Annotated in this window: 12 protein-coding genes; 8 read left to right on the plus strand and 4 right to left on the minus strand. The window is 66.2% G+C overall.

The features are described 5' to 3' along the window. Positions 1–50: 50 nt before the first annotated feature. From QE494_RS07715 to QE494_RS07725, 3 genes are all read left to right on the plus strand, one after another. Positions 51–1,487 (plus strand): NAD(P)(+) transhydrogenase (Re/Si-specific) subunit beta, encoded by a 1,437-nt coding sequence (locus QE494_RS07715; protein ID WP_300042339.1) that lies wholly within the window; start codon positions 51–53, stop codon positions 1,485–1,487. A 142-nt stretch (positions 1,488–1,629) separates the two neighbouring features. Beyond that, positions 1,630–3,306 (plus strand): long-chain-fatty-acid--CoA ligase, encoded by a 1,677-nt coding sequence (locus QE494_RS07720; protein WP_300042340.1) that lies wholly within the window; start codon positions 1,630–1,632, stop codon positions 3,304–3,306. A gap of 55 nt (positions 3,307–3,361) precedes the next feature. After that, on the plus strand, positions 3,362–4,054 hold the full coding sequence (locus QE494_RS07725) for a 5'-methylthioadenosine/adenosylhomocysteine nucleosidase (protein ID WP_300042341.1): 693 nt from the start codon (positions 3,362–3,364) through the stop codon (positions 4,052–4,054). Positions 4,055–4,094: 40 nt separating this feature from the next. On the opposite strand, the gene QE494_RS07730 is transcribed toward QE494_RS07725, so the two are convergent. The 3 genes from QE494_RS07730 to QE494_RS07740 all read right to left on the minus strand — a co-directional run bounded on the left by QE494_RS07730 (position 4,095) and on the right by QE494_RS07740 (position 7,185). Further along, the gene (locus tag QE494_RS07730) at positions 4,095–4,787 is read right to left on the minus strand and encodes a hypothetical protein (protein ID WP_300042342.1); all 693 of its coding nucleotides are present in this window, start codon (positions 4,785–4,787) and stop codon (positions 4,095–4,097) included. Positions 4,788–4,798: 11 nt separating this feature from the next. Next, the gene (corA, locus tag QE494_RS07735; RefSeq protein ID WP_300042343.1) at positions 4,799–5,788 is read right to left on the minus strand and encodes a magnesium/cobalt transporter CorA; all 990 of its coding nucleotides are present in this window, start codon (positions 5,786–5,788) and stop codon (positions 4,799–4,801) included. Between the two features lie 140 nt (positions 5,789–5,928). Further along, complete coding sequence (locus QE494_RS07740; protein WP_300042344.1) at positions 5,929–7,185, minus strand: patatin-like phospholipase family protein; 1,257 nt, start codon at positions 7,183–7,185, stop codon at positions 5,929–5,931. An 813-nt stretch (positions 7,186–7,998) separates the two neighbouring features. On the opposite strand from QE494_RS07740, the gene raiA reads away from it, so the two are divergent. The 3 genes from raiA (at position 7,999) to hprK (ending at position 10,082) form a co-directional block, all read left to right on the plus strand. Further along, complete coding sequence (gene raiA, locus QE494_RS07745; protein ID WP_300042345.1) at positions 7,999–8,379, plus strand: ribosome-associated translation inhibitor RaiA; 381 nt, start codon at positions 7,999–8,001, stop codon at positions 8,377–8,379. A 236-nt stretch (positions 8,380–8,615) separates the two neighbouring features. Continuing rightward, positions 8,616–9,083, plus strand: a complete 468-nt coding sequence (locus QE494_RS07750) for a PTS sugar transporter subunit IIA (RefSeq protein ID WP_300042346.1) — start codon at positions 8,616–8,618, stop codon at positions 9,081–9,083. A 36-nt stretch (positions 9,084–9,119) separates the two neighbouring features. Then, positions 9,120–10,082 carry an HPr(Ser) kinase/phosphatase gene (gene hprK / locus QE494_RS07755; RefSeq protein WP_300042347.1) on the plus strand — a complete coding sequence of 321 codons (963 nt, stop codon included), beginning with the start codon at positions 9,120–9,122 and terminating at the stop codon, positions 10,080–10,082. Positions 10,083–10,122: 40 nt separating this feature from the next. On the opposite strand, the gene fur is transcribed toward hprK, so the two are convergent. Further along, a complete protein-coding gene (gene fur, locus QE494_RS07760) occupies positions 10,123–10,563 on the minus strand; it encodes a ferric iron uptake transcriptional regulator (RefSeq protein WP_300042348.1) in 441 nt (146 codons plus the stop codon). A gap of 99 nt (positions 10,564–10,662) precedes the next feature. Here fur and QE494_RS07765 point away from each other — a divergent pair, with 99 nt between their 5' ends. Together QE494_RS07765 and dapB are read left to right on the plus strand one after the other, a co-directional pair. Then, the gene (locus tag QE494_RS07765) at positions 10,663–11,268 is read left to right on the plus strand and encodes an outer membrane protein assembly factor BamE (RefSeq protein ID WP_300042350.1); all 606 of its coding nucleotides are present in this window, start codon (positions 10,663–10,665) and stop codon (positions 11,266–11,268) included. 43 nt (positions 11,269–11,311) lie between these two features. Next, a complete protein-coding gene (dapB, locus tag QE494_RS07770) occupies positions 11,312–12,127 on the plus strand; it encodes a 4-hydroxy-tetrahydrodipicolinate reductase (RefSeq protein ID WP_300042351.1) in 816 nt (271 codons plus the stop codon). Positions 12,128–12,139 lie beyond the last annotated feature (12 nt).

Here is a 12,139-nt window from a genome sequence, read left to right on the forward strand (position 1 = left end):
ATGTTCAGGAAGAAAGACAAGAAGCCCGCGGCAGACAAGGGAGCATCGGCATGAGCATGAACCTCGTCACGCTGCTGTACCTGATCGCCATCGTCTGCTTCATCCAGGCCTTGAAGGGCCTGTCGCACCCGACCACCTCGATCCGCGGCAACCTGTTCGGCATGATCGGCATGACGATCGCCGTGCTGACCACCGCGGCGCTCATCCAGCGCCAGGCCGTCGCGCTGGACGTCGGTTTCGGCGAAGGCCTGGCCTGGGTGCTGGGCGCGCTCGTTGTGGGCGGCGCCGCCGGTGCCACCATGGCCCGCCGGGTTGAAATGACCAAGATGCCCGAGCTGGTCGCCTTCATGCACAGCATGATCGGCCTGGCGGCGGTGTTCATCGCGGCCGCGGCCGTGGCTGAGCCCTGGGCTTTCGCCATCACCACCAAGGGCGGCGCCATTCCGGGCGGCAACCGGGTCGAGCTGGCACTGGGCGCCTTCATCGGTGCGGTCACGTTCAGCGGCTCGGTCATCGCCTTCGGCAAGCTGAGCGGCAAGTACAAGTTCCGTCTGTTCCAGGGCGCCCCGGTCACTTTTGCCGGCCAGCACAAGCTCAACGCGGCCCTGGCGGTGGCCACGCTGTTCTTCCTGTTCGGCTTCTGGCACTCGGAAAGCGCACTCGACTTCGGCCTGATCTGCGCCCTGGGCTTCGTGATGGGCGTGCTCATCATCATCCCGATCGGCGGCGCCGACATGCCGGTCGTGGTGTCGATGCTGAACAGCTACTCGGGCTGGGCGGCGGCGGCGCTGGGCTTCACGCTCGAGAACGTTACCCTGATCATCACCGGGGCTCTGGTCGGCAGCTCGGGCGCCATCCTCAGCTACATCATGTGCAAGGCCATGAACCGCTCGTTCTTCAGCGTGATCCTGGGCGGCTTTGGCGGTGACGCCACCGCCGCCACTGGCAGCGCACAGCCGCAACGCAGCGTGAAGAGCGGCAGTGCAGATGACGCCGCCTTCATCCTGGGCAATGCGGAAACCGTGGTCATCGTGCCCGGCTACGGCCTGGCGGTGGCGCGCGCCCAGCATGCGGTGAAGGAGCTCGCCGAGAAGCTCACGCACAAGGGCATCACCGTCAAGTACGCCATCCACCCCGTCGCCGGCCGTATGCCCGGTCACATGAACGTGCTGCTGGCCGAGGCCGAGGTGCCTTACGACCAGGTCTTCGAAATGGAAGACATCAACGGCGAATTCGGGCAGGTCGACGTGGCCATCGTCCTGGGCGCCAATGACGTGGTCAACCCCGCCGCCATGCAAAAGGGCAGCCCGATCTACGGTATGCCCATTCTCGATGCCTACAAGGCCAAGACGGTGATCGTGAACAAGCGAAGCATGGCTGCTGGCTACGCCGGGCTGGACAACGAACTTTTCTACATGGATAAGACGATGATGGTCTTCGGCGACGCCAAGAAGGTGGTCGAGGACATGGTCAAGGCCGTGGAGTGAGCGAAGAGGGCGCGGATGGTTCTGCCGCCCTCGTAGTCAAGCGGCGCAGACCGCAGCAGGGAGTGACTCGGGGCCGTCATGCAGCCGGCACCGGGACTGGAAGTCCTGTCTTAACGTTCGGAAGTACCGAGGAGTGACCACAATGACCGACCGCCCCTGGCTATCCGCCTATCCTGCCGGCGTCCCCACCGACATCGACCCTGGCCAGTACCGTTCGCTGGTGGAGCTGATGGAGGAGAGTTTCTCCCGCTTTGCCGACCGCCCCGCCTACAGCTTTCTGGGCAAGGAAACGAGCTTTGGCGACACCGACCGCCTGAGCCGGCAACTGGCCAGCTATCTTCAGGGTCTTGGGTTGTCCAAAGGGGACCGGGTGGCGGTCATGATGCCTAACTTGCCCCAGTACCCGATCACCGTCGCCGCCATCTTGCGTGCTGGCATGGTGGTGGTCAATGTGAACCCGCTCTACACCGCGCGCGAGCTTGATCACCAACTGCGCGACTCGGGCGCCAAGGCGATTGTCATCGTTGAGAACTTCGCCCATACCCTGCAGGCCTGTATCGCCAATACCGGCGTCAAGCATGTGGTGGTGGCAGCTATGGGCGACCGCCTGGGTGCGCTCAAAGGTGCCCTGGTCAACTACGTCGTTCGTCGTGTCAAGAAAATGGTGCCGGCCTTCAGCCTGCCCGGCTCGGTCCGGTTCAATGCCGCACTGGCGCAGGGCGAGGGGCGCACCCTGTCGCCGGTAGCGGTGGGCCCTGATGACATTGCTGTCCTGCAGTACACCGGCGGCACCACCGGCGTGTCCAAGGGCGCAGTGCTTTTGCACCGCAACGTGGTGGCCAATGTGCTGCAGTCCGACGTCTGGAACGACCCGGTCATGAAGAAAATTCCGGCGGGCGAGCAACCCACCGGTGTCTGCGCGCTGCCGCTTTATCACATCTTTGCGTTCACCGTGAGCATGATGGTGTCCATGCGAAATGGCGGCAAGCAGATTCTCATTCCGAACCCGCGCGACCTGCCGGCGGTGCTCAAGGAGCTTTCCAAGCACCGTTTCCACAGCTTCCCCGCGGTGAGTACGCTGTTCAACGGCCTGGTCAACCATCCCGACTTCGGCACCGTCGACTGGAGTCACCTCAAGATCTCGGTGGGCGGCGGCATGGCGGTGCAAAGCGCCGTTGCCAAGCAGTGGCTGGAGAAGACGGGTTGTCCCATTTGCGAGGGCTATGGCCTGTCGGAAACCTCGCCCTCGGCCAGCTGCAACCCGGTGACCAATACCGACTTCACCGGCACCATCGGCGTCCCCATTCCTGCGACCCGGATGAAGATCCTCGACGACGATGGCAATGACGTGCCGGTGGGCGAGCGCGGCGAGATTGCGATCAAGGGACCGCAAGTGATGGCGGGTTACTGGCAGCGCCCAGACGAGACCGCCAAGGTCATGACCGCCGACGGCTGGTTCAAGTCCGGTGACGTCGGATTCATGGACGAGCGGGGCTACTTCAAGATCGTTGACCGCAAGAAAGACATGATCCTGGTCTCAGGATTCAACGTCTATCCCAACGAGGTAGAAGACGTGGTGTCGATGCTGCCCGGCGTGCTCGAGTGCGCCGCGGTCGGCGTGCCCGACGAGCACAGCGGCGAGGCGGTCAAGCTCTTCGTCGTCAAGAAGGACCCGGCGCTCACCGAGCAGCAGGTGCGCGACTTCTGCCACGCGAACCTCACCGGCTACAAGCGGCCGAGCGCCATCGAGTTCCGCACCGAGCTGCCCAAGACCCCGGTGGGCAAGATCCTTCGCCGCGAGTTGCGCGACAAGACTTGAGCCTTCGGCCGCCCTTCGGACCTCGGGATCTGTCTCTGCTTGCGCAGAGGGCCTCATGACACTCGCCATCGTCGCCGCCATGCGCGAGGAGCTGGCCGCGGTGCTTGCCCTCATGCCGGCCGAGACCTGCAGCACCGTCGCGGGGCGTGAATTTTTTCGCGGGCGCTTGCATGGCCAGGATGTGGTTCTGGTGCTCTCGCGTATCGGCAAGGTGGCAGCTGCGGCCACTGCAGTCACTTTGATTGAGCGATTCGGCGCCTCCGCCATCGTCTTCACCGGCGTGGCCGGAGGCCTGGGTCCTGGCGTGCAGGTGGGTGACGTGGTGGTGGCCGACGCCTTCTTGCAGCATGACCTAGACGCCTCACCCCTGTTCCCACGTCACGAGGTCCCCCTTTACGGGAAAAGTCGTTTTGCCACCGATGCGTCGCTCAGCGCACGCTTGGCGCTGGCTGCTGGCGCTGCCTTGCCGCAGGCCCGGCTGCATCGGGGGTTGATCGTCAGCGGCGATCGCTTCGTCGCGACCACCGCCGAGGCGCGGGCGCTGCAGGCAGAACTGCCCGACGCGCTGGCGGTCGAAATGGAGGGCGCCGCCATCGCCCAGGTCTGCCACGACTACGGTCTGCCCTATGCGGCGGTGCGCACCATCTCCGACCGGGCCGACGACGCGGCCCACGGCGATTTTCTGCACTTCGTCCAGGAGGTGGCCAGCCGGCACTCGGCGGCCATCGTCGCCCACCTGCTGGCCTGAGCGGCGCGGCCTTCGCCCTGCGGGCCGGCCAAGCTGGCCCTTACTCGAACTCGAAAGTCAGGCCCAGTGTGCTGGCGGTTTTGCCCTCGCCGCGCAGGCGCCAGGCATGGCTCGCGTCCAGCGTCCAGCCCTGCGCGGGCTGCCAGCGCAGACCCGAGCGCAGGAAGTCACTGCCGTCCTCCCGATAGCGCTCCGTCATCACCTGCCAATCGGGGCGGAAGGCCCAGTCCACCGACAGGCCGCCGCGCCAGGCGCGTGCGCCGCCGGGATCCGCCTGCGTGCGCCCCAGGTTGGCATGCCAGCGCAGGTCTTCGCTCCAGGTGCCCGTGAGCAGGCCGTTGACCACCACCGACCGCTCCCGTGGCCGTGCCGTCGGTGTCCAGGCCGGGGCCACGGCGAGGCCGCCACTGAGCCAGGGGGTCAGCGCCGTCGCCCATTTGAGTTGGGCGCCCAAAGTGCGCTGCCGGGTGCCGTCCTCACGGACTTGGTCGACGCCGAGCGACCACTCGATCGGCCCGAGCCGGCAACCGGCTGCGCCGTGCAACAAGCCCAGCGGCCCGGGGCCGCTGCGGCTGGCCCAGGACTCGAGCTTGCAGCGGCCCGGCTCCAGCAGGGCGGCGTCGTCGATGGCATGGTGACCGCCGGCTGCCAGGGCTGGCAAGGTGACACTGGCCACCGCCAGAGCGCTCGCGGCGCGAAGGAGGCGCGCAATGCGCAAGAGGTATCGGTTCATCGGGCGTGTGTTCATCGTAGCCAGCCTCGTTTTCGGAAGTACCACATGGGCACCAGGGCGCTGGCGATCATCAGGCCCAGCACATAGGGGTAGCCCAGGTCGCCCAGCCATGCGATCTCGGGGAAGCGCAGGTTCATTCCGTACAGGCTGGCGACCAAGGTCGGTGGCAGCAGGGCGACGCTGGCCACCGAGAAAATCTTGATGATCTTGTTTTGGTTGATGTTGATGAAGCCGACGGTGGCGTCCATCAGGAAGTTGATCTTGTCGAACAGGAAAGCGGTGTGGTTGTCCAGCGATTCGATGTCGCGCAGGATCTGACGCGCCTCCTCGAACTGCTCGGCCGAGAGCATGCGGCTGCGCATCATGAAGCTCACCGCGCGGCGCGTGTCCATCACGTTGCGGCGGATCCGGCCGTTCAAGTCCTCTTGGCGGGCGATGGCGCCCAGCACCTCGCCAGCCAGGGTGTCGGTCACTTCACCCGACAGCACCTGTTTGCCGGCCTTCTCGAGCTCGTCGTAGATGCCTTCCAGCGTGTCGGCCGAGTACTCCGCGTCGGCGTCGAACAGCTTGAGCAGCACCTCCTTGGCATCCTCGATCAGCCCGGGGGCACGGCGGGCGCGCAGGCGCAGCAGCCGGAACACCGGGATATCTTCGTCGTGGATGGAAAACAGCACGCCCTTGCTGCGCAGGCTTTCATTGACCAAGTTGAGGATGAAGGCCACCCGCACCGTGCGGGGTTCGTCGTCGCCAGCGACCAGGAAGTCGCTGCGGATGTGCAGGTCGCCGTTGTCTTCTTCATAGAAGCGGGCGGACTCCTCGATGTCCTCGTCCATCGCGTCGTCGGGGATGGACAGGCCGAAGTACTGCTTGACCCAGCGCTTTTCTTCCAGCGTGGGCGATTCGAGGTCTACCCAGATGGGCTGGAACTTGGAGAGTTCTTCCAGGGACTCGATTTCTTCCTGGAAGAGGCGCCCATTGACGAGCGTGAAGATGTTGAGCATGGCTCACTCCGTGACAAGGCGGGGGTGCGGCGGGGATGGGTGCTTCCGACGCCGCAGTCACGGGCGTCGAAAGCTACCGACTAGGGCAGGTTTCCAAGGCAAATGCCTCCGGTGGTTTCGACCGTTGGATTATGCCGCGCTCAGCTGCTGGAACCGATGGGGCTTGCTCGGCCGTTATCCAGAAAAGCCAGCAGTTCGGCCTTGTGGGTGTAAGCGTCCTGCTCCCCGAGGTTGACCAGTGCGCTGACGAAAGCCGGCTCGAAAAGCAGATAGCTGGCCAAGGGGCCGCCGCTGCGCATGGCGCCGAGGCCAGCCAGGGCGCGGCGCACCTCTCTCGGCAGCGCGCCTGCATGGGCCTGGGCCAGCGCGTCCAGTGACTCGCTGGGCTGCAGCGCCATCACGTCGACCGCCCGGTAGGGCATGAGCGCTGCGATTTCACGGGGCATCTGCCGCAGGGTCTGGGTGACCCGCTGGGCCTGCTCCACGTCGGCCTGCAGGGTGTCGTGAAAGACGCTGGCCAGGGCGTGGCCCATGATCGCACCCATGCGAGGCTCGCCCATGGGTGCGGCTGCCGCCGTGGCTGCGCCGCCCATCCCGGCGCGTTGCGGCTGACCTACCCCGATCACCAGCACCCGGTCGGCCTGCAGGTGCAATGCAGGCGACAGCGGGGAGATCTGGCGCATCGAGCCGTCGCCGAAGTACTCGCGCCGACCCTCCACCCACAGCGGCGTAGCGGGGAACAGCAGCGGGATGGCAGCCGAGGCCATCAAATGCTCGATCGTCAGCGGCTGGAATTCACCACGCCGGCCGGGGCGCGCCCAGGGCTGGCGCGGGCCGCCCGAGCCGGAAGGGCCCGCCGGATGGGTCTGGCAAAAAGTCCAGTGCTCTCCGGAGGTGTAGCTCGAAGCGGTCACCGCCACTGCGTCCAGCGCCCCGCTTGCCAGCGAGGCCTCGATCCCGTCCAGCGAGATGGCCTGGTGCAGGGTGTCGACCAGCGGCATGGTGTCCAGCAGTGCGCCCTCCTGGCGTGCACGACTCCAGAGCCGCACCGCAGCCAGCAGGCGGGAGAACCGCACCCAATGGGGGGCATCCAGCCGGTAGACCCTTTCGCTGCGCAGCCGCAACCAGAAGTCGGCGAGCCGGTCGAAGGCGTCCAGGCCTTGGGTGGCGACGCTGGCCAGGAAGGCCGCATTGAGCGCGCCAGCGGATGTGCCCACGAGCACCTGGAAAGGAAACGAGGTGCTGGGGGCGGTCGACTGAACCCGCAGCAGGTTGGCCAGTCCGCGTAGTACGCCCACCTGGTAGGCCGTGCGCGCGCCACCCCCCATAAGGACCAGCGCCTGCCGCCTGCGCTGCGGCGCTGTGGCGCTCATCTGGATCAGGGTGGCAAGGGTCATGGTTCAGTGGTCACGGATCCGCTCGACCCCATGCTAGTTCAAATGTATGCATCTTCCAAGTTGCAGGAATCGTCCTACCTCGGATAGCAGTGCCAGCCGACGCCCCGCAGAGGAGCTTGGCTCTAGATTGTTGCCAATGTCGTCTACCGATCTCACGCTTGGCGCATGTTGCACCTTGGTGTTGCCACCCTGGATGCAACGAGCGCGGCGGACAGATTTTCTCGGGAGCCTGCGCCCATGTTTCACCCTGTTACTGAAGTTCTTGCGGACCCTGTCTCGCCGTCCTCCACCCGAAGCAGTGCGAGAGGATGCGCCACGCCGGACGCCGCTAGCCCGCCCGGCCCGCATCGGCATACGCGCGCCGCACCGCCATGGCCATTTCGCAGCCATGCCTTGGGTGACGCTGGATCTCCGACCGCGCCCCCGCCGGTCCTGGCCGGGGCGGTGGCCTTGACGTCGGATGTGGTGCCGCAAAGGGCCCCGCATGGGCTGCCGGGCAGGCCTCCGCGCCGACAGCAGTTTGGCGCCTTGTTGCCAGGAACCCTCTGAGATGTCCCTCGCCCGAATGATCCGTCGTCGCCGCCCGCCCTCGTCCCCGGACAAGCCTCGGGTTGAGCGAATCGAACATGCCAACCTCGACCGTCCCGACCCCCCTCGCCACCCCCGGGCGGGTGAAGCCGCATACCCCCAGACGCCTTGCCCGCGTTGCAAAACCGGGCGGCCAGGCGCATAGTGGGTTTGACTTGTGATCCTTCCAGCTGTTGCGCTGGTCAGCGCAGCGGCTATTCCCACCGTGCAACTGGAGACGCACCCATGAACTTGACGATCAGCGGTCACCATCTGGAAGTCACCCCCGCCCTGCGCGCCTATGTGGTCAACAAGCTCGAGCGCATCACCCGTCATTTCGACCAGGTGGTCGATATCCGGGTGCTGCTGAAGGTGGACAACCAGAAGGAGAAGGAGCGACGGCAGCGGGCCGAGTGCCGCATTCATGTCAAGGGCAGCGACCTGTTCGCCGAATGCGCCGACGAGGACTTGTACGCCGCCATCGACCTCTTGGTTGACAAGCTGGACCGCCAGGTGTCGGAGCATAAAAACCGTATCGGTGAACGGGCCTTGGCCGGCCGTACCGCCAAACGGGACGTCCTGGGTAGCGAGGCCTTGGGGGCACCCCTGATCAGCCCGGCGGCCTGACCCGCGCCCGAGACCCCCACGACCTGGGCCTCCCCCCGGCGCGTTCCCTCGTCAGTTCGCCCCTGCGTTCCCCGCGCCGGGGCGCCCTTCAGGGCGCGTTGTCTTCCCCGCCCTAGCGAACAGCGGGTCGCTGGTCCCCGGCGCATGAGTTGGTGACCCCTGTGGCGCCTTGTCCACGCACCTTCTATGAGCCGTTGGGAGTGCTGGGCATGGGGTGCATAATTCGCTCCCCAACCATGAACCGCCTCGCCTCTATCCTGCCGGCCACCCAGGTGCTGGTGCACGTCGATGCCACGAGCAAGAAGCGGGCATTCGAGGAGGCGGGCTTGTTGTTCGAGAACCTGCATGGTCTCTCGCGCGCCCTCATCACCGACAGCCTGTTTGCCCGTGAGCGCCTCGGCTCCACCGGGCTGGGTCATGGTGTGGCCATTCCCCATGGCCGCATCAAGGGCTTGAAGGCGCCCATGGCGGCACTGCTCCAGCTGTCCAGCCCTATCGGTTTCGACGCCCCGGACGAGCAGCCGGTCGGCCTTCTGATTTTCCTGCTGGTGCCCGAGGCGGCTACCCAAAAGCACCTCGAGATCCTGTCCGAGATCGCTGAGCTGCTCAGCGATGCCCCCCTGCGGGAGCGCATCAAGTCCAGCAGTACCTCCCAAGAGCTGCACGCCCTGATCGAGGGCTGGCAGTCGGCCCAGCCGGCCTGAGGCCGGGTCCTTCCGTCCAACCCGCGCCGCCGATCCGTGAAGCCCACCGTCGTCAGCGCCGATGTCCTGTTTGAGGACCATCGGGCCAAGCTCAAGTGGGAGTGGGTTGCTGGCCTGGGCGCCTCCGAGCGTCGCTTTGACGAAATCGCGATCCGCGCGGCCCGCTCCGGTGCCGATCTGGTGGGCTACCTCAACTACATCCACCCCTATCGGGTGCAGATCCTGGGCGAGCGCGAGATCGCCTACCTCACCAATTCCACCCCCGAAGATTGCGCCCGGCGCATCTCCCGCATCGTCACCCTCGAGCCGCCGGTGCTGGTTCTGGCCGACGGCCAGGTGGCGCCCGACGCGCTCACCGCCATGTGCGAGCGTGCGCAAATCCCGATGTTCGCCACCCGGGAGTCCTCGGCTTTCGTGATCGACGTGCTGCGGGCCTACCTGTCCAAGCACTTCGCCGAGCGGACCACTATGCACGGGGTGTTCATGGACATCCTGGGTCTGGGCGTTCTGATCACGGGCGAATCGGGCCTTGGCAAGAGCGAGCTAGGCCTTGAACTCGTCTCGCGCGGCAACGGTCTGGTGGCCGACGACGCGGTCGACCTGTACCGAATCAACCAGACCACGATCGAGGGCCGCTGTCCGGAGCTGCTGCAGAATTTGCTGGAGGTGCGAGGCATCGGCCTGCTGGACATCCGGGCCATCTTTGGCGAATCCGCAGTGCGCCGCAAGATGCGCCTGCGGCTCTTCGTTCACCTGGTGCGCCGCGAGACCCTGGAGCGCGAGTACGAGCGCTTGCCCTCGGAGCCACTGACCCAGGATGTGCTGGGGGTTCCAATTCGCAAGGTGGTAATCCAGGTGGTCGCCGGCCGCAACATCGCGGTGCTGGTCGAAGCGGCGGTTCGCAATGCCATCTTGCAGATGCGCGGGGTGGACACCTACGAGGAATTCGTGGAGCGCCACCGGCGCGCCATGGAGGCTGAAGGCGGCGCCTCGGGCTGATCGGCCCTCGCCGGCGGCACTGAGCCGCTTTCAGCCGCGCTTAGCGGCGGCTGGCGCCCGGGTGGTTGGCGCAGTCCGTCTTGGTGCAGTGCGCGTACAGGCTGAGCGCATGGTCAGCGATGGCAAAACCCTTGGCGGCGGCCACCTTCTGCTGGCGCGTCTCGATCTCCGGGTCGAAGAATTCCTCCACCCGGCCGCAGTCGAGGCAGACAAGGTGGTCGTGGTGTTGGCCCTCATTGAGCTCATAGACCGCCTTGCCGCTTTCGAAGTGACTGCGCGACAGGATGCCCGCCTGCTCGAACTGGGTCAGGACCCGGTAGACGGTGGCCAGGCCGATGTCTGAGCGCTCTTCGAGCAGCACCCGGTAGAGGTCTTCGGCCGTCATGTGGCGCAGCGTGCCGCGCTGGAACACCTCCAGGATCTTCAGGCGCGGCAGCGTGGCTTTGAGGCCGTTGCTCTTGAGTTCGTCGATGTTTGCCATGGGCAGGCGGGGGTGCAGTGCTTGCGAAGATCACCCCAAACAGGCTGCGATCAGGGGGGTCGCCGCTACAATGCGCCGATCATATCCGTCCACTCAGAGATGCCCCATTTCTCCCTTCGACAATCCGACCGCCCTTGGGGCTGGCGGCAGGCGCTGCGCCTGGGGATGGGCCTGGCTGCCTGCGCGCTGGCCACAGCCTGTGGCACCGTGGAATCGACCAGTCAACGCGTCGCCGGGGTCGTACAGCCCTATCGCCCGCAGGTGGTTCAGGGCAACTTCGTGTCTCGCGAGCAGGTCGAGTACCTGCGGCCTGGTATCACCCGCGATCAGGTGCGCGAAGTTTTGGGTACGCCCCTGGCCACCAGCGTCTTCCACGCTGACCGTTGGGACTACGCCTTCACACTGCGCCGTCAAGGGGTGGCGCCACAGGCGTTCCGTTTGAGCCTGTTCTTCAAGGACGACCGGCTCGAGCGCCTCGAGGGCGACACGCCGCCGACCGAGGCCGAGTTCGCCGATGCGGTGGACAAGCGTCAGGTCGGCAAGGTGCCTGTGCTCGAGGCGACTGAGGCCCAGCTGTCCCGCTTTGCCCGCCCGCGTGCTGCAGCCGCCTCGGCGCCAGGAGCGCCGGCTGCTGTCTCGGTCGGCCGTTACCCGCCGCTCGAGCCTGCATCTGTCCCCACCCCCGCCCCCGTCCCCGCGCGCTGAGGGCGCCGGGGCGGACCGACCACCACCCGAATCAAAACTGCCGATGGCGACATCCTCCTTCCACCGCGTGGCCGTTGCTGGCGCCACCGGCCGCATGGGTCACATGCTGATTGAGTCCCTGCGCGCCTCCGACGACTGTCGCCTGACCGGCGCGCTCGACATTCCAAGCAGCCCGGCCCTGGGCAACGACGCCAGCGCCTTCCTCGGACACGCCAGCGGCGTGCCGGTGACCGCCGACCTTCGCACCGGCCTGGCCAACGCCGAGGTGCTGATCGACTTCACCCGGCCCGAGGGCACGATGGCCCACCTGCGGGTGTGCCGCGAGCGCGGTGTCAAGCTGGTGATCGGAACGACCGGTTTTTCCGAGGCGCAAAAGCGGGAAATCGAAGACGCCGCCCGCGACATCGCCATCGTGATGGCGCCCAATATGAGTGTGGGGGTGAACGTCACCCTCAAGCTGTTGGAGATGGCCGCCAAGGCGATGTCTACCGGCTATGACATCGAGATCATCGAGGCCCACCACCGCCATAAGGTCGACGCGCCCTCGGGCACCGCGCTCAAGATGGGCGAGGTGATTGCCGAGGCGATGGGTCGCAACCTGAAAGACTGCGCGGTGTATGCCCGCGAGGGCGTGACGGGCGAACGTGACCCTTCGTCTATCGGCTTTGCCACCGTGCGCGGTGGCGACATCGTGGGCGACCATACCGTGCTCTTTGCCGGTACCGGCGAGCGGATCGAAATCACCCACAAGTCCTCGAGCCGCGCAACTTACGCCCAGGGTAGCCTGCGGGCGGTGCGCTTCCTGGCGGACCGCCCGGCGGGCCTGTTCGACATGTTCGACGTCCTCGGGCTGCGCTGATCCCTCCTGGCG

It is taken from the genome of Ramlibacter sp., from assembly GCF_029866045.1.
In the GTDB taxonomy this organism is placed as follows: Bacteria; Pseudomonadota; Gammaproteobacteria; order Burkholderiales; family Burkholderiaceae_C; genus Ramlibacter.